Below are 25430 nucleotides of genomic sequence, written 5' to 3'. Positions count from 1 at the left end.
TTTTACCTCTTACGCCAGACGCGGGTTAACTTTTTCTGCATCGATGTTGAATTTGGTAATTGCGTCCGCAACCACTTTCTTATCGATTTCACCACGTTTAGCCAGTTCGCCCAGCGCTGCAACGACCACATAGGAAGCATCGACTTCGAAGTGGTGACGCAGGTTTTCACGGCTGTCGGAACGACCGAAGCCATCGGTACCCAGTACGCGGTAATCGTCAGCCGGTACGTAGGTACGAACCTGCTCGGCGAACAGTTTCATATAGTCAGTGGATGCCACTGCCGGAGCGTCGTTCATCACCTGAGCGATGTACGGCACGCGCGGGGTTTCCAGCGGGTGCAGCATGTTCCAGCGTTCGCAATCCTGGCCATCACGCGCCAGTTCGGTGAAGGAGGTGACGCTGTACACGTCAGAGCCCACGCCGTAGTCTTTCGCCAGGATCTGCGCTGCTTCACGGACGTGACGCAGGATAGAACCGGAGCCCAGCAGCTGAACTTTACCTTTGCTACCTTCGATGGTTTCGAGTTTGTAGATACCTTTGCGGATACCTTCCTCGGCGCCTTCCGGCATGGCCGGCATGTGGTAGTTTTCGTTCAGGGTAGTGATGTAGTAGTAAACGTTCTCTTGTTTCTCACCGTACATACGCTCCAGGCCGTCATGCATGATGACCGCCACTTCGTAGGCGTAGGACGGATCGTAAGAGATACAGTTCGGGATAGTCAGAGACTGAATATGGCTGTGGCCATCTTCGTGCTGCAGACCTTCGCCGTTCAGCGTCGTACGACCGGAAGTACCACCAATCAGGAAGCCGCGAGCCTGCTGGTCGCCAGCCTGCCAGCACAGGTCACCGATACGCTGGAACCCGAACATCGAGTAGTAGATGTAGAACGGGATCATCGGCAGGTTGTTGGTGCTGTAAGAGGTCGCCGCAGCCAGCCAGGATGCGCCTGCGCCCAGCTCGTTGATCCCTTCCTGCAGGATCTGACCTTTCTCGTCTTCTTTGTAGTATGCAACCTGCTCACGGTCCTGCGGGGTGTACTGCTGGCCGTTCGGGCTGTAGATACCGATCTGACGGAACAGACCTTCCATACCGAAAGTACGCGCTTCGTCGGCGATGATCGGCACGAGGCGGTCTTTGATGGATTTGTTCTTCAGCATCACGTTCAGGGCACGAACGAACGCGATAGTGGTAGAGATCTCTTTATTCTGCTCTTCCAGCAGCGGGCGGAAATCTTCCAGCGTCGGCAGCTCCAGCTTCTCAGTGAAGTTCGGCTGACGGCTCGGCAGATAGCCGTGCAGTTTCTGACGCTGAGCGTGCAGATAGGTGTGCTCTTCAGAACCTTCCGGGAAGGTGACGTAAGGCAGTTTTTCCAGATCGGCATCGGCAACCGGCACGTTGAAACGATCGCGGACGTAGCGAACGCCGTCCATGTTCATTTTCTTAACCTGGTGAGCGATGTTCTTACCTTCAGCAGTGTCACCCATGCCGTAACCTTTGATGGTATGGGCGAGGATAACGGTCGCTTTGCCTTTGGTTTCCTGCGCTTTTTTCAGAGCAGCATAAACTTTCTTCGGATCGTGGCCACCGCGGTTCAGGGCCCAAATCTGCTCGTCAGTCCAGTCGGCAACCAGCGCAGCGGTCTCCGGATATTTACCGAAGAAGTGCTCGCGCACATAAGCGCCGTCTTTGGATTTAAAGGTCTGGTAATCGCCGTCAACGGTTTCTTCCATCAGCTGAATCAGCTTACCGCTGGTGTCTTTACGCAGCAGCTCATCCCAACGACCGCCCCAGATAACCTTGATAACGTTCCAGCCAGCGCCCGCGAAGATGCCTTCCAGTTCGTTAATGATTTTGCCGTTACCGGTGACCGGACCGTCAAGACGCTGCAGGTTACAGTTGATAACGAACACCAGGTTGTCGAGCTTCTCACGGGTTGCGATGGTGATCGCGCCTTTAGATTCCGGCTCGTCCATCTCACCGTCGCCCAGGAACGCGTAAACGGTTTGTTTGGAGGTGTCTTTCAGACCACGGTGTTCCAGATATTTCAGGAATTTAGCCTGATAAATCGCCCCGATTGGGCCCAGGCCCATAGAAACGGTCGGGAACTGCCAGAATTCCGGCATCAGTTTCGGGTGCGGATAAGAGGACAGACCTTTACCGTGAACTTCCTGACGGAAGTTGTTCATCTGCTCTTCAGTCAGACGACCTTCCAGGAACGCACGCGCATAAACGCCCGGAGAGATGTGACCCTGGAAGTACACCAGGTCGCCGCCATCCTGCTCATTGCGTGCGCGGAAGAAGTGGTTGAAGCACACTTCGTAGAAGGTTGCGGAAGACTGGAAAGAAGCCATGTGGCCGCCCAGTTCGAGATCTTTTTTCGATGCGCGCAGAACGGTCATGATGGCGTTCCAGCGGATCGCAGAACGGATACGACGTTCCAGATCCAGATTACCCGGATATTCCGGCTCATCTTCAACGGCAATAGTGTTGACGTAACCGCCGGTCGATGCGCCAGCAGCCACTTTCACCCCGCCTTTGCGGGCTTCAGAAAGGAGTTGGTCAATAAGATACTGAGCGCGCTCAACACCTTCTTCACGGATGACCGATTCGATCGCCTGTAGCCAGTCGCGAGTTTCGATCGGATCCACGTCATTTGGTAAACGTTCTGACATGGGGGGTATTCCTTATCTATCTAATCGTTGATTAATCTGGAACCTGTCCCATTGAACTCTTCGTTCTTCACGCTGGAACAACCAAAAATTCAATAAGACAGGTTCTGCGTTTAGTTGCCGCGCTCTAAAAATGGCGCTTAAGAACCGGAGTTCTCGTCCTTTCGTTGCTGTAAACGACGCAGTGAGCGCTCTCGACGGCTCTGCTCACGACTACGATCCAGCAAAATTTCCTCAATGAACGCCAGGTGACGGTGCGACGCTTCACGCGCCTGCTCCGGCTCCCCAGCCATTATCGCCTCGAAAATGCGAGTGCGATGGTTGCTGACCAACGGGAGCATTTCCCGCCGGGCATACAGCAATTCAAAGTTCTGACGCACGTTTTGCGCCAACATCGGCTCCATACACCTTAGCAGATGAAGCAACACCACATTGTGTGCCGCCTCGGTGACGGCGATTTGATACTGGACGACGGCGCCGGACTCAGCGTCCAAATCGCCCGACTGCTGAGCGCGTTCAATAGCCTGATGCAGCTCACGGATACGGTCGCGATCCTCATCATTGCTGCGCAGCGCCGCGTAATAGGCCGCGATGCCTTCCAGCGCGTGACGGGTCTCAAGCAAATCGAATTGGGATTCAGGGTGATCGGACAGCAGCTCAACCAGCGGATCGCTGAAGCTCTGCCACAGGCGGCTCTGAACAAACGTTCCACCTCCCTGACGACGAAGCAACAGGCCCTTGGCTTCGAGGCGTTGAATCGCCTCACGCAGCGAGGGGCGGGAAACGTCGAACTGTTTAGCCAGTTCGCGTTCAGGCGGGAGTTTTTCACCGGGGCGCAAGGTCCCCTCAAGGATCAGAAACTCCAGCTGCTGCTCTATCACATCGGATAATTTTGGTTGGCGGATTTTGCTGTAGGCCATATTCCCTGTCTCTGCCATTAGCCCGGAGTCAATTGGTCTTACCAATTTAAAGTTCGTAGCGCTAAAGTAACAAAGTATTCACCTTCTGTCCATACAGGTTTTGATTGAAATCAGTAAACGACGGACATTTTAACAACCTTACAGAAATAACATTTCAGAAATGTAACCTTGCACAAATGTTACGTTTACTCATAAAGAGGTAGCATTAACTTAATGGAAACGAAAAATTACGCTATCTGAACCGATTCAACGACCCAATAAATGAATATAAAGACAATATCATTGAATAAATAATCAGAAAGAAGCAATGCGCCGGAATAATACAGAATGTGTCTATTGATGTCTTTTTAGACACATGGTCATCATCCCTTCATAAAGCAGGTGCATTCAAACGCGCTTACCACTATTCTCCCTGAGACGAAAGGCCTTTTTCTTAATTACCGCACCGCCTTCCGTAAACAAAACAATACAGAAACGGAAGTCGTTAAATACACAAACACAACAATATGTGCGCGCCATCACTCAGGTAAAAAGTGGGCCACGTCGCCCAAATTTTCGCTGGCTATGCTTTCAGGCAGGGACAGCAGTGAAGCAGCAACCTGACGGATGACGTACACAAAAAATAACCACACACGAGGTTTCATATGGAAGGTCAACAGCACGGCGATCGGCTGAAGCGCGGCCTGAAAAACCGTCACATTCAGCTCATCGCGCTGGGCGGGGCTATCGGCACCGGCCTGTTTCTGGGGAGCGCGTCCGTCATTCAGTCCGCCGGCCCGGGTATCATTCTTGGTTACGCGATTGCCGGTTTTATCGCCTTTCTGATCATGCGTCAGCTGGGCGAAATGGTGGTAGAAGAGCCGGTAGCCGGTTCGTTTAGCCACTTTGCTTATAAATACTGGGGCGGCTTTGCCGGCTTCGCCTCCGGCTGGAACTACTGGGTACTGTATGTCCTGGTGGCCATGGCGGAACTCACTGCCGTCGGCAAATATATCCAGTTCTGGTGGCCGGAAATCCCAACCTGGGCCTCAGCGGCGGTCTTCTTCATCGCCATCAACGCCATTAACCTGACCAACGTGAAAGTGTTCGGGGAAATGGAGTTCTGGTTTGCCATTATCAAAGTGGTCGCCGTTGTGGCGATGATTTTGTTCGGCGGCTGGCTGCTGTTCAGCGGCAACGGCGGCCCGCAGGCGACGGTACGTAACCTCTGGGATCAAGGCGGGTTCCTGCCGCACGGCTTTACCGGGCTGGTAATGATGATGGCGATCATCATGTTCTCCTTCGGCGGTCTGGAGCTGGTGGGTATCACCGCGGCGGAAGCGGATAACCCGGAGCAAAGCATCCCGAAAGCCACTAACCAGGTTATCTACCGTATCCTGATCTTCTATGTTGGCTCGCTGGCGGTCCTGCTCTCGCTTCTGCCGTGGACGCGTGTGACTGCGGACACCAGTCCGTTCGTCCTGATTTTCCATGAGCTTGGCGATACGCTGGTGGCAAACGCCCTCAACGTAGTGGTGCTGACGGCGGCCCTGTCGGTGTATAACAGCTGTGTCTACTGCAACAGCCGTATGCTGTTCGGTCTTGCCCAGCAGGGGAACGCACCGAAAGCGCTGCTCAGCGTCGACAAACGCGGCGTGCCGGTGAATACCATTCTCGTCTCCGCCGTGGTCACCGCCCTGTGTGTGCTGATCAACTACCTGGCGCCGGAATCCGCATTTGGCCTGCTGATGGCGCTGGTAGTCTCCGCCCTGGTGATCAACTGGGCGATGATCAGCCTCGCGCATATCAAATTCCGTCGCGCCAAACAGCAGCAGGGCGTCACCACTCGCTTCCCCGCCCTCTTCTACCCGCTGGGTAACTGGGTGTGCCTGCTGTTTATGGCCGCGGTGCTGATCATTATGCTGATGACCCCGGGGATGGCGATTTCCGTTTGGCTGATCCCGGTATGGATCGCCGTGCTGGGCGTGGGCTATCTGTTTAAACAGAAAGCCGCCGCCACCATAAAAGCACAATAATACATCTCATCAATAATTCTCTTTGCTCTGCGCCCCTCCCTGAATGACGGGCGCAGAGCATTGTTATCTGCTTCACACTTTCCCCTCCATAGCTTTTTTATCCATATCGTCAACGCGTTCCTGCAACGTAATTCTCTCGATAGCAGCCAATAATTCTCTCCATACTGCAACGGAGAGACCGCACATGGCAGACAATAGACTTTCAATAAAAGAAAAGATTGGTTATGGGATGGGGGATGCCGGATGCAATATCATCTTTGGCGCCATCATGCTGTTTGTTAACTATTTTTATACCGATATTTTCGGTCTGGCGCCGGCGCTGGTGGGCGTACTGCTGCTGTCGGTGCGCGTCATCGATGCGGTGACCGACCCGATCATGGGCGCCCTCGCCGACCGCACCCGCAGTAAATATGGCCGCTTTCGTCCATGGCTGCTGTGGATTGCTTTCCCCTACGCCCTGTTCAGCGTCCTGATGTTCACCACTCCTGAGTGGACCTATAACAGCAAAGTCATCTATGCGTTTGTCACCTACTTTCTGCTGTCGATTACCTATACCGCGATTAACATCCCCTACTGCTCGCTGGGAACGGTGATGACCGCCGATCCGAAAGAGCGCGTTGCCTGCCAGTCTTATCGTTTCGTGATGGTGGGTATCGCCACGCTGTTGCTGTCATTAACGCTGCTGCCAATGGCCGACTGGTTCGGCGGCGCCGATAAAGCGAAGGGCTATCAGATGGCGATGACCGTGCTGGCCTTCATCGGCATGTGTATGTTCCTGTTCTGCTTCGCTACCGTACGCGAACGCATCCACCCGGCGGTACAGACCAATGATGAACTGAAAAAAGATCTCAAAGATGTGTGGAAAAATGACCAGTGGGTACGCATCCTGTTGCTCACGCTGTGCAACGTCTGTCCGGGCTTTATCCGCATGGCCGCCACCATGTACTACGTCACCTGGGTAATGGGGCAAAGCACCCATTTTGCCACTCTGTTTATCAGCCTCGGCGTGGTCGGGATGATGATTGGCAGCATGCTGGCAAAAGTCCTCACCGACCGCTGGTGCAAACTGCAGGTCTTCTTCTGGACCAATATCGTGCTGGCGATCTTCTCCTGCGCCTTCTATTTCTTTAATCCGCACGCCACCACGCTGATTATGGTGCTCTACTTCCTGCTCAACATCCTGCATCAAATTCCCTCCCCGCTGCACTGGTCGCTGATGTCCGATGTTGACGACTACGGCGAGTGGAAAACCGGCAAGCGCATCACCGGCATTAGCTTCTCCGGCAATCTGTTCTTCCTCAAAGTCGGCCTGGCGGTCGCCGGGGCGATGGTCGGATTCCTGTTGTCATGGTACGGCTACGACTCTGGCGCCAAAGCGCAAAGCGCCTCCGCCCTCAACGGCATCGTGCTGCTGTTCTCGGTTATCCCCGGCGTCGGCTACCTGATCACCGCCGGCGTGGTGCGCCTGCTGAAGGTTGACCGTACCCTGATGCGCCAGATTCAGAGCGATCTGGAGAAGCGCCGCAGCAACTACAGCGAGCTGAACGAATACCAGGAACTGAAAACCAGTGAACACGTAAGGAAAGCCTGATGAACAACTGGCCAAACCCCTTTATTGAACAGCGCGCAGATCCCTTTATTCTGCGCCACCTTAATCACTACTACTTTATTGCCTCGGTGCCGGAATACGACCGGCTGGAGATCCGGCGCGCGGCGACCCTTGAAGGATTACGCGATGCGGAGCCGGTAGTGGTCTGGCGCGCACCGCAAAGCGGGCCGATGAGCCAGCTGATTTGGGCGCCGGAGCTACATGAGATAGACGGGAAGTGGTATATCTATTTTGCCGCCACCCATACCCACGATCTGGATGCGCTGGGCATGTTCCAGCATCGTATGTTCGTGATCGAGTGCGCCGACAACGATCCGCTGACCGGCCGCTGGCAGGAAAAAGGCCAGGTGGTCACGCCTTTCGATACCTTCGCCCTCGATGCCACCACTTTTACCCATCAGAGGAAATGCTGGTATCTGTGGGCGCAAAAATCCCCGCATATCGAAGGCAACTCAAACCTGTATCTCGCCGAAATGGCTAACCCGTGGACGTTAAAAGGCGAGCCGGTCATGCTGAGCAAGCCGGAGTTCGACTGGGAGTGCCGGGGATTTAAGGTCAACGAAGGGCCTGCGGTACTGATGCATGGCGATAAGCTATTTATCAGCTATTCCGCCAGCGCCACCGATGAAAACTACTGCATGGGGTTGTTATGGATCGACCGGCAGGCCGATCCGCTGCAGCCGGCAAACTGGCATAAAGCTCCGCAGCCGGTGTTCCGCACCAGCTATGAAAACCGCCAGTATGGCCCAGGTCATAATAGTTTTACCCAAACGCCGGAAGGGGAAGATGTGCTGGTGTATCACGCGCGGAATTACACTGAGATAGAAGGCGACCCGCTGTATGATCCCAATCGCCATACGCGGTTAAAGCTGGTCAGCTGGCGGGAAGACGGGATGCCCGACTTCGGTATTCCACCGGCGGATACGCTGTAGCGGTTCGGAATGTTACCCGCTGGCGCGGGTTCTCCAGGCCGGGTCAGGCGAAGCCGCCACCCGGCAACATGACCAGCACGGCGTCTGATATATCGCCCGGCGGCGCTGTTGCTTGCCGGGCCTACGTGACGTGAGCCTGCGGGTGACTCGCCAGGCCGGATAAGCGCAGCGCCATCAGGCAACAAAAGCCCCGCAGGTACGTACATCGTGGCAGGCAGCGCGCGGGCTCAGGCCGTTAAACCAGGGTACCGTAAATCGTCAGCAGCGCCATAATCACCACTACCACCAGCGAAGTCTTCTTAGCCATCGATACCGCAGCCTTCGGCGTCGCTACTTTATCCACGTGCGGTTCACGAGCCAGGGAATACTGCGCCAGGCGGGTCAATACCTGATACTGCGACGAATGGCGGTCGCCTAACGATGCAAACCACGCAGGGAGCGCTTTCTCTCCATGCCCCACCAGAGCATAGACAACCCCCACCAGACGCACCGGCAGCCAGTCCACAATATGCAGGATACCATCGATTCCGGACTGCAAACGATGATGCGGCGTCTGGTAGCGCGCCAGCCACGTCTGCCAGGCACGCAGGACGCTATAGGCGATAAGCGTCAGCGGCCCCCACGCCCCACCGACCACAAACCAGAAGAGTGGCGCCAGGTAGTAACGATAGTTAATCCATAGCAGCGCATTTTGCAGTTCGCTAAGGTACTCGCGCTCATCACAGCCCGGGGGGACGCCGTGTATCAACGTCAGCTCGCTGGCCATCGCATCGCAGGCGCGGCTGTCATTGCGCGACGCCGCTTTCAGATAGGCATGATAGTGCAGCCGAACCTTACCGGCGCCGATGCACAGCAGGCCTAGCAAAATCCAGAACACCAGCAGCGGTACGTTGAACAGCTGCCCCTGCAGCAAGCGCTGAATAATGTAGACCACCGCGACGGCGACCAGGGTCATCAGCAGCGTTCCCGGCAACGAGAAATGTTTTATCCGGCGGAACGCCACCTCCAGCCGATGATCAAGCTGCCAGTGTTCGCCCAGTTTAAACAGGCGTTCAGCGATAAGCACCAGCAGCGTAGTAAACAGCGTCATGAGGTCTCCTTTTCGGACGGCGCGCTGAGCAGCGCACGAAATTTTTTCCAGTCAAAGGCCGGTCCCGGGTCCGTCTTGCGAACGGGCGCGATATCGCTATGGCCCGTGATGTTTGCGGCGATGGCAGGATAAATCGTGATAAGCAGATCCGTCACCGCCGCCAGCTGCTGGTACTGCGCTTCGGTATACGCCAGGGTATCCGTGCCTTCCAGCTCTATGCCGATGGAAAAGTCATTGCAGCGTTCACGCCCCTGATAGCTGGAGACACCCGCATGCCATGCACGCTTATCGAAAGGCACATACTGCACGATTTCACCATCACGGCGAATCAGACAATGCGCCGAAACGCGCAGATGAGCGATCTCGGCAAAGAAAGGATGCGCGTGAGGATCCAGGGTGCCGGTGAACAGCGCGTCAATCCATGGACCACCAAATTCACCTGGCGGCAGGCTGATATTATGCACCACCAATAAGGAAGGGGCCTCTTCATCCGGACGGCAGTCATGGTGCGGCGAGGGAACCCGCCGCGCGCCGACCAGCCATCCCTCGTTCAACTGCATGCGGGATCTCCTTTCGCGAACTCATGCTTCCGGGCCACACGCCGGCCCAAAGGATGAAGTGTGTATGGTACTGAAACGTCGTTCAGGTTAGCATGTTTCCCACTTCTGAATCTTATCTATCTGGAGCTTTATCATGTCGCCTCGTCGTTACAACCCCGACCGCCGCCGTGACGTGCTGCTGGAACGTATTAATCTCGATATTACCGATGCTGTCGCACACTCCCTGCGGGAAGATTTGGGCGGCGAAGTCGACGCCAGCAACGATATTAGCGCACAATTATTGCCGCAGGATGCACGCTCCCATGCGGTGGTCATTACCCGCGAAGATGGCGTCTTCTGTGGTAAACGCTGGGTGGAAGAGGTCTTCATTCAGCTCGCCGGTGACGACGTGAATATCACCTGGCACGTCGCCGATGGCGATGCGGTCAAAGCCGATCAACCCCTGTTCGAGCTGGAAGGCCCATCGCGCATTCTGCTCACTGGCGAACGTACGGCGCTGAACTTTGTACAAACCCTCTCCGGCGTCGCCAGCGTTGTCCGCCGCTATGTCGACCTGCTGGCGGGCACCAAAACCCAACTCCTGGATACGCGCAAAACGCTGCCAGGGCTGCGTACCGCTTTGAAATACGCGGTTCTCTGCGGCGGCGGCGCCAACCACCGCCTGGGGCTGTTCGACGCTTTCCTGATTAAAGAAAACCACATCATCGCCTCCGGCTCGATCCGTCAGGCGGTGGAAAAGGCGTTCTGGCTGCATCCTGATGTGCCGGTGGAAGTGGAAGTGGAAACGCTGGATGAGCTGGAGCAGGCGTTAAAAGCCGGGGCCGATATCATTATGCTCGATAACTTCACCACCGACCTGATGCGCGAGGCGGTGAAAATCACCGCTGGCCAGGCGTCGCTCGAGGTCTCCGGCAACGTCACCTTTGACACCATCCGCGAATTTGCCGACACCGGGGTCGACTATATCTCCGTCGGGGCCCTGACCAAACATGTGCAGGCGCTCGACCTGTCGATGCGTTTTCGCTGAAGATTGGGCCTTCACGTTTCCGGCGTGAAGGCCTGAATTTGCGACCCGACTCGCAGCCGCTCTTGCTCACCATGCAATCCCGCTAAAAACCCTGGAACCCGGTTTCCCGGATCGTTTTCGTCTCCTCGCCTGTCCCCCTGAATCCCGTCACAGTGCTTCTGTCACAACAAGGAGCGACTTATGGATAAACAACGAGGTTTTACCCTGATTGAACTGATGGTGGTCATCGGCATCATCGCCATTCTCAGCGCCATCGGCATCCCGGCCTACCAGAACTACCTGCGTAAAGCCGCCCTCACCGATCTGCTGCAGACCTTTGTCCCCTACCGGACGGCAATTGAACTTTGCGCGCTCGATCATGGCGGCCTGACGACATGCGACGGCGGCAGCAATGGCATCCCCTCGCCAACCACCACGCGCTACCTCTCCGCCATGAGCGTGGCAAAAGGGGTCGTTACCCTCACCGGCCAGGAAAGTCTCAACGGACTGGGCGTCACCCTAACCCCGACCTGGGATAACGCCGAGGGCGTCACAGGCTGGCAGCGGGTCTGCACTATCACCGACAACAGCGCGCTTCAGCAGGCCTGCGAAGACGTCTTCCGCGTGAAGTGAGGGCGACAACATGAAAACAGAACAGCTGATCCCTCTCTGTCGTCGCCATCACGCCCTGCTGCTGCACAGCGATGAGCAGACGATATCCATTGCGGTGGTCGATACCCCGCCGACGGAGCTAATGGAGGCGCTACGTTTCGCGACGCAAAAACGGATCGATATTGAATGCTGGAGCCAGGAGCAGATGGATAAGCGCCTGCAAGTCCAGGAAAAGCAGGCGCTGCTGGCGCAAAATGCAGGGCCGGAAAACATCGCCGAACGAGTCAATCAGATCCTCGAGCAGGCCCTGCGTCAGCGGGCCTCCGATATTCATATCGAACCTACGGAAACACACTTACGGATCCGCCTGCGTGTCGATGGCGTGCTACACGCCTTGCCGCTGCTGGCGCCCGAGCTGGCCGCGCCGGTTATCGCACGACTCAAAGTGATGGCCAGTCTCGATATCGCCGAGCATCGTTTGCCGCAGGATGGTCAGTTCGCGCTGAACCTCGCCGGACGGCAGCTCTCCTTTCGCATCGCCACTCTGCCCTGCCGCTATGGCGAGAAAATTGTCCTGCGCCTTCTGCATCAGGTTGACCAGGCGCTGGATCTGGAGGCGCTCGGCCTCTCATCCTCTCAGTTGGCGGCCTTCCGCCAGGCGCTGAATCAGCCGCAGGGGCTGCTGCTGGTCACTGGCCCAACCGGAAGCGGGAAAACGGTGACCCTCTACAGCGCCCTGCAGGCGCGAAACCGGGAACAAGTGAACATCTGTAGCGTCGAGGATCCTCTGGAGATCCCCATCGCCGGGATGAACCAGACGCAAATCAACCCGCGCGCCGGGCTGACCTTTCACAGCGTACTGCGCGCCCTGTTACGTCAGGATCCGGATATTGTGATGGTGGGTGAAATCCGCGATGCCGAAACCGCTGAAATCGCGCTGAAAGCCGCCCAAACGGGTCATCTGGTGCTCTCTACTCTGCACACCAATTCCACCAGCGAAACCCTCACCCGCCTGCAGCAAATGGGCATCGCCCGCTGGATGATCTCCTCTGCGCTCTCGCTGGTTATCGCCCAGCGTCTGGTCCGCAAGCTGTGCCCCCACTGCCGGCGCAATGCCGGCAGTGCCGCCGACCTGCCGCACAGTCTGTGGCCCCGTCCGTTGCCGCGCTGGCAGGCCGCGGGCTGCGAACACTGTTATCACGGGTATCACGGCAGGCTGGCGCTGTTCGAGGTCTTGCCTGTCACTCCGGGGCTACGTCAGGGGATAGTCCAGGGGCTCAACGCCATTGAGATCGAATCTCTGGCGCGAGCCGCGGGCATGATGACGATCTTCGAAAGCGGATGTCAGGCTATTGAACAGGGCTTGACCAGCCTCGAAGAGGTGGTGCGGGTGTTGGGGATCCCCCATGGCGACTAAGCGTCTCTGGCGCTGGCGAGGCGTCGATGCGCAAGGCGCTCCTTGTCAGGGGATGCTATGGCAAGCCAGTCGTCCGGAGGTGCTGCATCACCTCCAGCAGCAGCGCATCCTGCCGTTGGCTATACGCCGCTGTACGGTGAAGCAAAGCCTGTGGCACCCGCGCTACAGCAGCGAAACAATCCGCCAGTTGGCAACCCTGCTGCAGGCCGGGCTACCGTTGGCGGAAGGGTTATCGCTGCTGGCGCAGCAGCAACCGCATGGGCAGTGGCAGGCGCTGCTTGAGGCGCTGGGCCGCGAACTGGCCCAGGGCGTGACTTTCTCTGCCGCACTGGCGCAGTGGCCGCAGGCTTTTCCGCCACTGTATCTGGCGATGATTAGCACTGGCGAACTGACGGGCAAGCTCGATATTTGCTGCCAGCAGTTGGCCAACCAGCAGCAGGAACAGCAGCGGCTCGCCGGCAAGGTCAAGAAGGCGCTGCGCTACCCGCTGATCGTGCTCACACTGGCGCTGCTGGTGGTGCTGGGGATGCTTTATTTTGTCCTTCCTGAATTCACTGCCATCTACCAGACGTTCAATACGCCGCTGCCGTTATTAACGCGAATGGTTATTGCGGCAGGGGACATGCTGAGCCGCGGCTGGCCATTACTGCTGGCCTTTCTGCTGAGCCCGCTGCTGCTCAACCAGCTGGTCCAGCAGCGCGCCGACTGGCTGCTGCGTCGCCAGCAACTGCTTAACGCGCTCCCTCTCATCGGCCCCCTGATCGGCGGCCAACAGCTGAGCCTGATATTCACCGTTCTGGCGTTAACCCAAAGTGCCGGTATCAGCTTTCTACAGGGGCTGCAAAGCGTTGAAGAGACCCTGTCGTGCCCGCTGTGGCGCCAGCGCCTGGCGCAGGCCCGCGCGCTGATCGTTCAGGGGGATCCGATCTGGCAGGCGTTAAGCCGCTGCGGCGGTTTTACACCGCTGTGTCTGCAGCTCATCCGCACGGGGGAAAGCGCGGGGGCACTGGATCAGATGCTGGAAAACCTGGCGCATCATCATCGTGAGCAGACCCATCAGCGAGCCGACAGTCTGGCTGCGCATCTGGAACCCCTGATGCTGGTGATAACCGGCTCGCTGGTCGGGCTCCTGGTGGTGGCGATGTATTTGCCCGTTTTTCATCTGGGCGATGCCATTGGCGGGGCGGGAGGATAAGCAACGCTGGCACCGCGCAGGCGCCAGCGCAGCCGGTTACAGGCTATTGAATACCCGGTTCTCTTGTTCCTGAACGCGGATAAAGGTGGTGCGTTTGGTCAGCTCTTTCAGTCGCGAGGCGCCAACGTAGGTGCAGGCAGAGCGCAGGCCGCCGAGAATGTCGCGCGCGGTATTGTCCACCGGGCCACGCAGCGGCAGCTTAACGGTTTTCCCTTCCGCCGCGCGGTATTTCGCGACACCGCCCACATGGCGGGTCATCGCCGATTCAGAGCTCATACCGTAAAACAGCATGAATTTTTCACCGTTCTCTTCAACCACAGTACCGCCGCTCTCTTCGTGGCCCGCCAGCATACCGCCAAGCATCACGAAATCAGCGCCGCCGCCGAAGGCTTTCGCCACATCGCCCGGCATGGTGCAACCGCCGTCGCTGATGATCTGGCCGCCAAGGCCATGTGCGGCATCAGCACACTCGATCACGGCGGAGAGCTGCGGGTAGCCGACACCGGTTTTGACGCGGGTGGTGCAGACGGAGCCCGGGCCAATGCCAACTTTGACGATATCGGCGCCGGAGAGGATTAGCTCTTCACACATTTCACCGGTGACCACGTTCCCGGCAATAATGGTTTTTTGCGGCCAGGCTTCGCGCGCCTTCGCCACAAACTGGACGAAGTGTTCAGAGTAGCCATTGGCGACGTCAATGCACACAAAGTTCAATTGTGGGTTCTGAGAGAGGATCTGTTGCGTTTTATCAAAATCCGCATCGGAAGTACCGGTGGAAACCATCACATGCTTGAGAACGTCTGCGGATACGCTCTGGACAAACGCCTGCCATTCTTCCGCGGTGTAGTGCTTATGTACTGCGGTCAGAATGCCAAAAGTGGCCAGCGCTTTCGCCATGCTGAAGGTGCCCACGGTGTCCATGTTAGCCGCAATAATCGGCACACCGGACCAGGTCAGGCCTGAATGTTTAAAGGTGAATTCACGTTCCAGCTCAACATCAGAACGGCTTTTGAGGGTAGAGCGTTTCGGGCGGATAAGAACGTCTTTGAAACCAAGCTTCAGATCTTCTTCAATACGCATGTGCGAATTCCTGGGGTTAATGGCATTAATGTGAGAGCACAACTCCAGTGACGTTATCATACGCACGAATCAGGCCCGCGCAAGACTGCGATTTTCACTTTTTTTACGCTACAATCGTATAAATTTACCTGGTGAATGGAGAAAAAAGCGCTTATATCTCCAGCCGCCAGCGCATTATTTTTAACCATTTGATTTGCTTGATTAAAAGAAACAGAATAGCGGACGGCGCTCCCGGCTGGCACGGGGCCATCACGACAAGATCGCTGTCGCCTCTCCGGCATACTGCCCGTCCTCGCTGTCTGAATACCAAAAATACGAGCAATCCGTTTCAGGGTCAGAAGATATGGGGTACACAGTCGCGTTAACAGGCGGGATTGGCAGCGGTAAAAGTACGGTCGCCGACGCCTTCGCGCAGCTCGGGATTAAGGTTATCGATGCCGATGTTATCGCCCGCCAGGTGGTCGAACCTGGCACCCCGGCGCTCCAGGCCATTGCTGACCACTTCGGGCCACAGATGATTGCCCCCGACGGCACGCTAAACCGCCGTCTGCTGCGGGAAAAAATTTTTGCTCAGGTGGAGGAAAAAGCCTGGCTCAACGCGCTGTTGCATCCGCTGATTCAGCAGGAAACGCGCCGCCAGATGCAGGCCGCCACCTCCCCTTATCTCCTCTGGGTCGTACCTTTGCTGGTCGAAAACCGCCTGTCCAGCCAGGCCGATCGCGTACTGGTCGTCGATGTGCCAAAAGAGACGCAAATCGAACGCACCATGCTGCGCGATAAGGTCAGCCGCGAACATGCTGAACATATTCTTGCCGCCCAGGCCACGCGCGAGCAGCGCCTGGCCATCGCGGACGATGTTATTGAAAACACTGGCACTCCGGATGCAGTAGCATCGGATGTTGCCCGCCTGCACGAAAAGTACTTAACGCTGGCATTGCAGGCCGCCTCACAGGAAAACTCGTAATGCATACCCCCGTTCTGTTTGAACATCCTCTTAATGAGAAAATGCGCACCTGGCTGCGCATCGAATTTCTGATCCAGCAGATGGCTTTCCATCCGATGATTGCCAGCCATGGCGATGCGCTCCATTTTTTCCGTAACGCCGGCGATCTGCTGGATGTCCTGGAGCGCGGCGAGGTGCGTACCGATCTGGTCAAAGAGCTGGAGCGCCAGCAGCGTAAGCTCCAGTCCTGGGCAGAAGTGCCGGGAGTCGATCAGGAGCGCATTAACGCGCTGCGCCAGCAGCTCAAGCAGTCTTCCAGCACCCTGATGGCCGCGCCGCGCATTGGTCAGTTTCTGCGTGAAGATCGCCTGATTGCGCTAGTGCGCCAGCGCCTGAGTATCCCTGGCGGCTGCTGCAGCTTCGATTTACCGACCCTGCATATCTGGCTCCATATGCCGCAGGCGCATCGTGACGAGCAGGTGGCCAGCTGGCTTGCCAGCCTCGATCCATTGGTCCAGTCCCTGAGCCTGATCCTCGATCTGATTCGTAACTCCGGACAGTTTCGCAAACAGACCAGCCTCAATGGCTTTTATCAGGATAATGGCGAAGATGCCGATCTGCTGCGCCTGCGTCTCGATCTGGCCCACCAGCTTTATCCGCAGATCTCTGGCCATAAGAGCCGTTTCGCCATCCGCTTCCTGCCGCTGGACAGTGAGTATGGGATCGTGCCGGAGCGCTTTGATTTTGAACTGGCCTGCTGTTAAGGAGATAACATGTCAGAAGAGACTATCGTCAATTGTCCGACCTGCGGCAAAAACGTGGTATGGGGCGAACAAAGCCCCTATCGTCCATTTTGCAGCAAACGCTGCCAGCTGATCGATTTGGGAGAATGGGCAGCAGAGGAGAAGCGCATCCCCAGCGCGGGCGATCTCTCCGACAGCGATGACTGGAGCGAACAGCAGCCCTGATTTGACGGCACGCTAACCCAACGCCAGTTGGGTTAGCCTCCCAACCTGGGGTTCAGCCCTGGGCGATAAGTTTGCGGATAACCGGTTCATTCGCCGGGGGAAACGCTTCCGGATCCAGCGCCTGCCGCGTCATCCACTGTCCCGGCTGCCCCTCTTTACCCCAGGGCTCGCCTTCCCAACTTTCCACGAGGAAAAACCACAGCGTAATGTGGCGATCGGGGAACTGATACTCCAGCTTATCAAATAGTGAAAAGGTAGTGGCCGTAATTCCCACCTCTTCCTGCAGCTCGCGGATCAACGCCTGCTCCGGCGTTTCATCAGATTCAATCTTCCCGCCCGGGAACTCCAGCTTATTCGCCATATGGGCATCCGCGGCGCGCTGGGTAATAAAGATGTCGCCTTCTGGATTGCGAATTATCCCTACGGCGATTTGCAGTTTTTTCATTGAATCAGCTCCATAAAAAAGGCGCAGAACTCTGCGCCTTTGTTTTTTTATCAGCCCTTAGCTCAGACGGCCATGGCACTGTTTGTATTTTTTACCGGAACCGCACGGGCAAGGATCGTTACGCCCCACTTTACGTTCGCCGGTTTGTGCCGCCAGATCCTGTGCAGCGGCTTCATCATCGCTCTGATGGCTGAGCTGCTGCATCTGCGCCAGGCGCTCGGCCTCTTCACGACGTTGCTGCTCCATCGCCTCGACTTCTTCCGGCATCCGCACCTGCACTTTGCTCAGGGTGCTGATCACTTCATACTTCAGTGACTCCAGCATCGCGGCAAACATAGAGAACGATTCGCGCTTGTACTCCTGCTTCGGATCTTTCTGCGCATAGCCGCGCAGGTGGATACCCTGGCGCAGGTAGTCCATCGCCGCCAGATGTTCTTTCCACAGTGAATCCAGAGTCTGGAGCATCACGCCTTTCTCGAAGTGGCGCATCATTTCAGCGCCGACCACTTCCTCTTTACGCTGGTAGGTCTCTACCGCGCTCTGCAGAATACGTTCGCGCAGGGTCTCTTCATGCAGCTCCGGCTCTTTATCCAGCCACTCTTTGATTGGCAGGTCGAGATCGAAGTCGTTTTTCAGACGCTCCTGCAGGCCTTCGATATCCCACATCTCCTCCAGCGACTGCGGCGGAATATGGGCATCGATAGTCGCCTTAAACACGTCTTCGCGGATGCTGTTGATGGTTTCGCTGACGTCAGACACGTCCAGCAGTTCGTTACGCTGGGTGTAAATCGCCCGGCGCTGGTCGTTGGCCACATCATCATATTCCAGCAACTGCTTACGAATATCGAAGTTACGGCTCTCAACTTTACGCTGCGCGTTGGCGATAGCCTTGGTGACCCACGGGTGCTCAATGGCTTCGCCGGGTTTCATCCCCAGTTTACGCATCATGCCGGAAACGCGATCGGAGGCGAAGATACGCATCAGGGCGTCTTCCATCGACAGGTAGAAGCGGGAAGAACCGGCATCCCCCTGACGACCGGCACGGCCGCGCAGCTGGTTATCGATACGGCGTGATTCATGACGCTCGGTACCGATAATGTGCAGGCCGCCTGCGGCCAGTACCGCATCGTGGCGCACCTGCCAGTCGGCTTTGATTTTTTCAATCTGCTCAGGCGTTGGATTTTCCAGCGCCGCGACTTCCGCCTGCCAGCTACCGCCGAGCATAATATCGGTACCACGGCCCGCCATGTTGGTAGCGATGGTCACCGCGGAAGGATAGCCTGCCTGAGCGACGATATCCGCTTCGCTGGCATGGAACTTGGCGTTCAGAACGTTGTGCTTAATGCCGGCTTTGGTCAGCTCACGGGAAACCACTTCCGATTTTTCGATCGAGATTGTCCCCACCAACACCGGCTGACCGGCTGCGGTACGGGTTTTGATATCTTCGATAATCGCCTGAATTTTTTCCGCTTCGGTCATATAGACCAGATCCGCCATGTCTTTACGGATCATCGGACGGTTGGTCGGCACGACCACGGTATCCAGCTTATAGATAGAGCTGAATTCAAAGGCTTCAGTATCGGCGGTACCGGTCATCCCCGCCAGTTTCTCATACAGACGGAAATAGTTCTGGAAGGTGATAGAGGCCAGAGTCTGGTTCTCGTTCTGGATCTCCACGCCCTCTTTGGCCTCAACGGCCTGGTGCAGACCATCGGACCAGCGGCGGCCCTGCATTGTACGACCAGTGTGCTCATCGACGATGATAACTTCGCCATCTTTAACAATGTAGTCAACGTCGCGGGTGAACAGCGCATGGGCGCGCAGCGCGGCGGTGACGTGGTGCATCAGCATAATGTTGGTCGGGGAGTACAGGGACTCACCTTCATCCATAATGCCTTCCTGTACCAGCAGCTCTTCAATCAGCACCAGACCACGTTCGGTCAGGTTAACCTGACGCGCTTTTTCATCCACCGAGAAGTGGCCTTCGCCGGTGAAGGTGTCCGAATCTTCTTTTTCCTGACGGATCAGGTGCGGAATGATCTTGTTGACCTTACGGTACATTTCAGAGCTGTCTTCCGCCGGGCCGGAAATGATCAGCGGCGTACGCGCCTCATCGATCAGGATGGAGTCCACCTCATCCACCAGCGCATAGTGCAGTTTACGCTGAACGCGCTCTTCCGGGCTGAAGGCCATGTTGTCGCGCAGGTAGTCGAAGCCGTATTCGTTGTTGGTGCCATAGGTGATATCGGCAGCGTAGGCTTCACGCTTCGCCGGCGCCGGCAGGCCGGACATGTTGATGCCAACCGTCATGCCCAGGAATTCAAACAGCGGGCGGTTATTTTCGGCGTCACGCTGCGCCAGATAGTCGTTGACGGTCACCACGTGAACGCCTTTGCCGGTCAGCGCATTGAGGTAGGCCGGCAGGGTCGCGGTCAGGGTTTTACCTTCACCGGTACGCATCTCGGCGATGCAGCGATCGTTAAGCACCATACCGCCCAGCAGCTGGACGTCGAAGTGGCGCATGCCGAACACACGCTTACTGGCTTCGCGAACGACGGCGAACGCTTCAGGGATCAGATTTTCCAGCACTTCGCCTTTTTCCAGGCGCGCGCGGAATTCAGCGGTTTTCGCTTTCAGCTCGTCATCAGAGAGTTTTTCCATCGCCGGTTCCATACCGTTGATGATATTGACGACTTTGCGCATACGACGCAGCGTACGGTCGTTACGGCTGCCGAAAACCTTAGTTAACATTTTAATAAGCATAATAAAATCTCAAACGCCCCGCGGTGCGGAGTCACAAAAAATAGGATGGTCCGTGGTTATTTTCAGCTGAGACGTTGAGGGCCTGCGCGGATCCCCGCTACCTGGCTTATCCAGGCGCTGACGCGGAAGGCAGAATATGAGGAAGGGATATACGCCGCCTGGCGGATCACTACCGGCGGCGTACTGTCCTGCGTCAGCAGCGCGCTGAGCGTGTCGAGCAGCGCCAGATGCTGCGCCTGCAGCGGAGACGCTTCTTCCGCCACCGGCAACGCCTGCGGCGCCATGGCGAAAGAGAGATGACGAATAACGGTGCGAATGGCATGCTGATGCCAGTAGTCGACGGTAAAGTTGGGCCGGCGATTCGTCTCCAGCAGCGCCAGCTGGGAGAAATTAACTTTACTCGGGTTGTGGTTGCTGGCGGTCGCCTTTGCTGACGTCGCGGTCTCATGGCCGTTGCTAAGCGCAGGCAGGCCGAGGCTGGCCGCGACCATCCCCAACAGGAGATGCGGCCAAAAATACCGTCTGCCAAACTGTCGCCAGCGCGTCAGCAATCCACTCACGTTCATTACCTTTCTTTGGTATACCCGTCGTCGTTCAGGCTGTCTCTTTATTGACGTTTTTCGCAGGACAACCTGATGTCCACGGGGTAAAGCAACCCGGAGAAATAATTTTGCGCTCAAATACTAACATTAATAGCGCGCTGAGGCAGCATGAATGAAGGCCGTTGCCCGGGGAAAACGCTTAATAAAGCAGCGAACGCGCGCTAATTATTACCCAGCGATCGCAGTGAAAAATAACGGGAAGAGGCTATAAAAGAAAAACGACTGGTTCCCTGGTCGGAGAGAGTACCAGGTTACCAGTCGAATTTACTGAATGGTCAGGCTTACGCCAGAACCATCGACGGTGCGCGGAACGCCATTGGCAATTTTGCGTCGTCTTCGAAGGTCACATACTCCCAGGCTTCCTGTTTTGCCAGAACAGCCTGCAGCAGTTTGTTGTTCAACGCGTGACCCGATTTGTACGCCGTGAATGCGCCGATAATATTGTGACCACACATAAACAGGTCACCGATCGCATCCAGCATTTTGTGGCGAACAAATTCGTCTTCAAAGCGCAGACCGTCTTCGTTCAGTACGCGATAATCGTCAACAACGATGGCACAATCGAAGCTGCCGCCCAGGCACAGGCCACGGGACTGCAGATATTCGATATCGCGCATGAAACCGAAGGTACGCGCACGGCTAATCTGACGCATGAACGCATCGGCCGAGAAGTTCAGCGTATAGCGCTGGGTGCTGGCATCAATCGCCGGATGGTTAAAATCGATGGTGAAGTCCAGCGAAAAACCATTGTACGGTTTGAATTCAGCCCATTTGTCGCCATCTTCGACGCGAACCGTCTCTTTGATACGTACAAATTTCTTGGCGCAGTTCAGTTCATCGATGCCGGCGTCCAGCAACAGATAAACGAACGGAGCCGCACTGCCGTCCATAATCGGGATTTCCGGTGCATCGACTTCAACAATAATGTTGTCGATACCCAGGCCAGCCAATGCGGCGTTCAGGTGTTCAACCGTAGAAATCCGCACGTCATGCTCATTAACCAGGCAAGTACAGAGCATGGTATCACGCACAGATTTGGCATCAGCCGGAAAATCTACCGGTGGATTCAAGTCGGTGCGACGATAGATGACCCCGGTATTTGCCGGCGCAGGGCGTAACGTCAGTGTGACTTTCTTGCCGGTATGCAAACCGACACCAGTCGCCTGAACGATACGTTTAAGAGTCCTTTGTTTGATCATCGTATAATCTCGCCAATTTACCTATCCAACCGAAGTGTACACCACTATCGGGAGGCCAGTTTAGCACAAAGAGCGCAGATGCCCAACTTCCAGTCGATTCTTAATCGGCTTGCTTACGCAGGAAGGCTGGGATATCCAGATAATCCGGCTCTTTCGCGGTTTGCGGCGTATTGTCGTTCACCACTTTTGCCGCCGGCTTCTGCTCTTGCGTCAGCGGGGACATACCGTGCTGCTGGTAGCGATCCATCGCCGGCTGCTGAACCTGTTTGTTGGTCACCAGGGTAATTTCCGGACGCTTGTCCATGCCGATACCGGTCGCCACTACGGTGACGCGCAGTTCGTCGTTCATATCCGGGTCCAGAGAGGTACCGATAACCACGGTGGCGTTATCCGAGGCAAATGCGCGGATAGTGTTACCCACGGTTTCGAACTCATCCAGACGCAGGTCGAAGCCCGCGGTGATGTTAACCAGCACGCCGCGCGCACCGGACAGGTCGATATCTTCCAGCAGCGGAGAAGAGATGGCCATTTCAGCCGCTTCTTCCGCACGGTCTTCACCGCTCGCCACGCCGGAGCCCATCATCGCGTAGCCCATTTCAGACATCACGGTACGGACGTCCGCGAAGTCAACGTTCATCAGACCCGGACGGGTGATCAGTTCAGCGATACCCTGCACCGCGCCTTTGAGGACGTCGTTTGCCGCGCCGAACGCGTCAAGCAGAGAAATACCGCGGCCAAGTACTTTCAGCAGCTTGTCGTTTGGGATGGTGATCAGTGAGTCAACGTGCTTGGACAGCTCGGTGATCCCCTGCTCAGCAAACGCCATGCGCTTCTTACCTTCAAAATTAAACGGCTTAGTGACCACCGCAACGGTGAGGATCCCCAGATCCTTAGCCACTTCGGCAACAACAGGCGCCGCGCCGGTACCGGTACCACCGCCCATGCCTGCCGCGATGAACACCATGTCTGCGCCATCAAGGGCCGCACGCAGCGCTTCACGGTCTTCGTCCGCCGCATTACGGCCGACTTCCGGGTTCGCGCCAGCGCCCAGACCTTTGGTAATACCGCTACCGATCTGGATAGTCTGGCCAACAGCCGTTTTACGCAGCGCCTGCGCATCGGTGTTCACCGCGAAGAATTCAACACCCTCAATGCGCTCGCGCACCATGTGTTCAACGGCATTACCGCCGCCGCCACCGACGCCGATGACTTTAATCACCGCGTCGTTGGTCAGTTCCATAGGTTCAAACATAGTTTCTCTCCGTCTTGTGCCTGTCGCCTGAGAACGCTAATTGTCTGCGTTCTCTTAAAAAATTAAAACTCTTTTCGCAGCCAGCTGTTGAGTCGCTTAATCCACGAGCCCACCGACGCCGTCACGCGTTTTTCGACTTCCGCTTCACCACTCAGATGTGACTCTTTTCCGTAGTGCAGCAGCCCCACCGCCGTCGAATAATACGGCTCCTGGGCATAGTCCGTTAAACCGGTGATGTTCAGCGGCGCGCCAATGCGCACCTGGGTATGGAACACGCGCTGCGCACAGGCCGCCAGACCTTCAATTTGCGCCGCGCCGCCGGTTAACACAATCCCCGCCGCCAGATGGTGTTTCACCCCCTGCTGGCGGAGCTGTTCCTGCAGCTGCAGGATCTCTTCATTGACCAGATTAAGCAGTTCGGTATAGCGCGGTTCAATCACCTCAGCCAGCGTCTGACGCTGCAGGCTACGCGGCGGCCGTCCGCCTACGCTCGGTACTTCGACGTTTTCGTCTTTACCGACGATGGAACCCAATGCGCAACCGTGACGAACCTTGATGGCTTCGGCGTCGCTCGGCGGCGTCCCGAAGGCATAGGCGATATCGCTGGTCACCACGTTGCCCGCGTACGGGATCACTTTGGTGTGACGCAGCGCGCCGCCGGTATAGACGGCGATATCCATTGTACCACCACCAATATCCACCACGCAGACGCCCAGCTCACGTTCGTCTTCTGTTAATACGGAATAACTGGCCGCTAAACCGGCGAAAATAAGTTGGTCAACTTTCAGACCACAACGTTCCACCGCTTTAACAATGTTTTTCGCCATATCGTTATGGCAGGTAATCAGATGCACCTTCGCCTGCATGCGCACGCCGGACAGCCCAACCGGGTTTTTAATCCCTTCCTGGTAGTCAATGGCGTATTCCTGCGGAATCACGTGCAGGACGCGATGCTCATCGCGGACGCGAACCGACTTCGCGGTATGGACCACGTTTTCGACGTCGTCCAGCGTCACTTCTTCTTCCGAAATCGGTACCATCCCGATTTCATTCTGACAGCTTATATGTTTACCCGAAAGAGCCAAATAAACTGATGAAATCTGGCAATCCGCCATCAGTTCGGCCTGGTCGATGGCGCGCTGTACGCATTTCACCACCGACTCGAGGTCGTTCACACCGCCTTTATCCATACCACGCGATGGGCAACTGCCCACGCCGATGATATTAATCATGCCGTCGGGCAGAACTTCCCCTACTAAAGCGGCCACCTTGGCGGTGCCAATCTCCAGTCCAACTACCAGTTTTCTGTCCGTCGCCTTGATCATTGTTGTTCTGCCTGTGCCTGATTCTGTTGTTGATTAGTTTCCTCTGCGGGAGCAGGTACCCAGCCCACTGCCGCACCCGAGTCATAACGCAAATCAACGTAGCTAATCCGTTTGCCGTCGGTCTGCGCCTGCTGCTGAAGAACCGGGTAGAGTTCCATAAAGCGCTGAAGCCGTTTCATGGTGTCGCCACGACCAAGGTTGAGCTTAATGTCATTATTAAGCGTCAACTGCCAGGAGCGACGGGCGGTCATCGCCGCCACTTTCAACGTGAATTTATCCTTTGCCAGCACCTGCCCCATGTCACGATACCCTTGCAGCACTTCGTTCTCGCTGCCTTCCGGGCCGTATAACATCGGTAAATTCTGTTTGCTGGTGCGATCCGCCGGCACGCTGAAGGCATTTCCCTCTGCATCCACCATATGTTGATCATTCCAGCGCGCAATCGGCACATATTCAACCAGATGAATCTTCAATTCATCGGGCCACTGCTTTCGGACGCTCGCCTGCTTAATCCACGGCAGACGTTCAATCTGACTCTGAATGATGTTCACGTCCTGAGTCATAAAGGTGCCCGGCGAACCCAGCGCCAGGATCGCCTGGCGGATGTCATCATTGCGCGTATAGTGACGCTCGCCGGTCACCACCATCTTCGACAGCGGTAAACGCTGCGCGTCTTCCATCCAGCCAAGAACCATCCACCCGCTGACCAGCACGGTAAACAGCACCGCCAGCAGGAAAACGATCCCTGCCAGCCGCGTTCCATTACTCCGACGCGAAGAAGAAACGTCCTCTTCATGGTTCCGCGTATTCAGCGCAGCCTGCGACAT

General features: G+C 56.4%; 22 protein-coding genes. 10 read left to right on the top strand and 12 right to left on the bottom strand.

Annotated features, from left to right (window positions below; translation table 11 throughout):
* Positions 1 to 9 precede the first annotated feature (9 nt).
* Together aceE and pdhR are read right to left on the bottom strand one after the other, a co-directional pair.
* Positions 10 to 2673, bottom strand: coding sequence for a pyruvate dehydrogenase (acetyl-transferring), homodimeric type (gene aceE / locus GQR96_RS04060; RefSeq protein ID WP_004204365.1), 2664 nt, complete (start codon positions 2671 to 2673; stop codon positions 10 to 12).
* Between the two features lie 137 nt (positions 2674 to 2810).
* Positions 2811 to 3590, bottom strand: coding sequence for a pyruvate dehydrogenase complex transcriptional repressor PdhR (pdhR, locus tag GQR96_RS04055; RefSeq protein WP_002888699.1), 780 nt, complete (start codon positions 3588 to 3590; stop codon positions 2811 to 2813).
* A 644-nt stretch (positions 3591 to 4234) separates the two neighbouring features.
* Here pdhR and aroP point away from each other — a divergent pair.
* The 3 genes from aroP (at position 4235) to GQR96_RS04040 (ending at position 8146) form a co-directional block, all read left to right on the top strand.
* A complete protein-coding gene (gene aroP, locus GQR96_RS04050; RefSeq protein WP_004204364.1) occupies positions 4235 to 5605 on the top strand; it encodes an aromatic amino acid transporter AroP in 1371 nt (456 codons plus the stop codon).
* A gap of 184 nt (positions 5606 to 5789) precedes the next feature.
* Positions 5790 to 7196: a glycoside-pentoside-hexuronide (GPH):cation symporter gene (locus GQR96_RS04045; RefSeq protein WP_062914375.1), complete on the top strand. Its 1407-nt coding sequence runs from the start codon at positions 5790 to 5792 to the stop codon at positions 7194 to 7196.
* A complete protein-coding gene (locus GQR96_RS04040; protein WP_069135388.1) occupies positions 7196 to 8146 on the top strand; it encodes a glycoside hydrolase family 43 protein in 951 nt (316 codons plus the stop codon). Before GQR96_RS04045 ends, GQR96_RS04040 begins: the two co-directional genes overlap by 1 nt.
* 235 nt (positions 8147 to 8381) lie before the next feature.
* On the opposite strand, the gene ampE is transcribed toward GQR96_RS04040, so the two are convergent.
* Positions 8382 to 9236: a beta-lactamase regulator AmpE gene (gene ampE / locus GQR96_RS04035; protein WP_004204361.1), complete on the bottom strand. Its 855-nt coding sequence runs from the start codon at positions 9234 to 9236 to the stop codon at positions 8382 to 8384.
* Positions 9233 to 9796: a 1,6-anhydro-N-acetylmuramyl-L-alanine amidase AmpD gene (gene ampD / locus GQR96_RS04030; RefSeq protein WP_069734364.1), complete on the bottom strand. Its 564-nt coding sequence runs from the start codon at positions 9794 to 9796 to the stop codon at positions 9233 to 9235. The genes ampE and ampD overlap by 4 nt, the downstream gene beginning before the upstream one ends.
* 133 nt (positions 9797 to 9929) lie before the next feature.
* Between ampD and nadC the strand changes: the two genes are divergently transcribed.
* The 4 genes from nadC to hofC all read left to right on the top strand — a co-directional run bounded on the left by nadC (position 9930) and on the right by hofC (position 14026).
* Positions 9930 to 10823, top strand: a complete 894-nt coding sequence (gene nadC, locus GQR96_RS04025) for a carboxylating nicotinate-nucleotide diphosphorylase (protein WP_004204359.1) — start codon at positions 9930 to 9932, stop codon at positions 10821 to 10823.
* 180 nt (positions 10824 to 11003) lie between these two features.
* Positions 11004 to 11435: a prepilin peptidase-dependent pilin gene (ppdD, locus tag GQR96_RS04020; protein WP_004204358.1), complete on the top strand. Its 432-nt coding sequence runs from the start codon at positions 11004 to 11006 to the stop codon at positions 11433 to 11435.
* Between the two features lie 10 nt (positions 11436 to 11445).
* Entirely contained in the window at positions 11446 to 12831 is a 1386-nt protein-coding gene (gene gspE / locus GQR96_RS04015) for a type II secretion system protein GspE (protein WP_069135391.1), read from the top strand.
* Entirely contained in the window at positions 12821 to 14026 is a 1206-nt protein-coding gene (hofC, locus tag GQR96_RS04010) for a protein transport protein HofC (protein ID WP_069135392.1), read from the top strand. The genes gspE and hofC overlap by 11 nt, the downstream gene beginning before the upstream one ends.
* Before the next feature lie 36 nt (positions 14027 to 14062).
* Here the strand turns inward: hofC and GQR96_RS04005 are convergent, their stop codons facing one another.
* Positions 14063 to 15106, bottom strand: coding sequence for a GMP reductase (locus GQR96_RS04005; RefSeq protein WP_004204353.1), 1044 nt, complete (start codon positions 15104 to 15106; stop codon positions 14063 to 14065).
* 343 nt (positions 15107 to 15449) lie between these two features.
* Here GQR96_RS04005 and coaE point away from each other — a divergent pair, with 343 nt between their 5' ends.
* The 3 genes from coaE to yacG are packed head-to-tail and all read left to right on the top strand — an operon-like array spanning position 15450 to position 17017.
* Positions 15450 to 16070 carry a dephospho-CoA kinase gene (gene coaE / locus GQR96_RS04000; RefSeq protein WP_023319728.1) on the top strand — a complete coding sequence of 207 codons (621 nt, stop codon included), beginning with the start codon at positions 15450 to 15452 and terminating at the stop codon, positions 16068 to 16070.
* Complete coding sequence (gene zapD / locus GQR96_RS03995) at positions 16070 to 16813, top strand: cell division protein ZapD (protein ID WP_004204350.1); 744 nt, start codon at positions 16070 to 16072, stop codon at positions 16811 to 16813. Before coaE ends, zapD begins: the two co-directional genes overlap by 1 nt.
* Before the next feature lie 9 nt (positions 16814 to 16822).
* Complete coding sequence (gene yacG / locus GQR96_RS03990) at positions 16823 to 17017, top strand: DNA gyrase inhibitor YacG (RefSeq protein ID WP_004204348.1); 195 nt, start codon at positions 16823 to 16825, stop codon at positions 17015 to 17017.
* A 52-nt stretch (positions 17018 to 17069) separates the two neighbouring features.
* On the opposite strand, the gene mutT is transcribed toward yacG, so the two are convergent.
* The 7 genes from mutT to ftsQ all read right to left on the bottom strand — a co-directional run bounded on the left by mutT (position 17070) and on the right by ftsQ (position 25430).
* A complete protein-coding gene (gene mutT / locus GQR96_RS03985) occupies positions 17070 to 17462 on the bottom strand; it encodes an 8-oxo-dGTP diphosphatase MutT (RefSeq protein WP_017901183.1) in 393 nt (130 codons plus the stop codon).
* 57 nt (positions 17463 to 17519) lie between these two features.
* On the bottom strand, positions 17520 to 20225 hold the full coding sequence (gene secA, locus GQR96_RS03980; RefSeq protein ID WP_004204346.1) for a preprotein translocase subunit SecA: 2706 nt from the start codon (positions 20223 to 20225) through the stop codon (positions 17520 to 17522).
* Between the two features lie 62 nt (positions 20226 to 20287).
* Positions 20288 to 20785 (bottom strand): secA translation cis-regulator SecM, encoded by a 498-nt coding sequence (gene secM, locus GQR96_RS03975; RefSeq protein ID WP_236948500.1) that lies wholly within the window; start codon positions 20783 to 20785, stop codon positions 20288 to 20290.
* Between the two features lie 323 nt (positions 20786 to 21108).
* Positions 21109 to 22026: a UDP-3-O-acyl-N-acetylglucosamine deacetylase gene (gene lpxC / locus GQR96_RS03970; RefSeq protein WP_002888632.1), complete on the bottom strand. Its 918-nt coding sequence runs from the start codon at positions 22024 to 22026 to the stop codon at positions 21109 to 21111.
* Positions 22027 to 22126: 100 nt separating this feature from the next.
* Positions 22127 to 23278 carry a cell division protein FtsZ gene (ftsZ, locus tag GQR96_RS03965; protein WP_069135394.1) on the bottom strand — a complete coding sequence of 384 codons (1152 nt, stop codon included), beginning with the start codon at positions 23276 to 23278 and terminating at the stop codon, positions 22127 to 22129.
* Positions 23279 to 23340: 62 nt separating this feature from the next.
* Entirely contained in the window at positions 23341 to 24603 is a 1263-nt protein-coding gene (gene ftsA, locus GQR96_RS03960) for a cell division protein FtsA (RefSeq protein WP_004204343.1), read from the bottom strand.
* Positions 24600 to 25430, bottom strand: coding sequence for a cell division protein FtsQ (gene ftsQ / locus GQR96_RS03955; RefSeq protein WP_004204342.1), 831 nt, complete (start codon positions 25428 to 25430; stop codon positions 24600 to 24602). Before ftsQ ends, ftsA begins: the two co-directional genes overlap by 4 nt.

The sequence above is a fragment of the Klebsiella sp. PCX genome (genome assembly GCF_021869705.1).
Classification (GTDB): domain Bacteria; phylum Pseudomonadota; class Gammaproteobacteria; order Enterobacterales; family Enterobacteriaceae; genus Klebsiella; species Klebsiella quasipneumoniae.
Note: the sequence above shows the minus strand (reverse complement) of the source record. Positions and strands in the feature narration are given on the sequence as shown.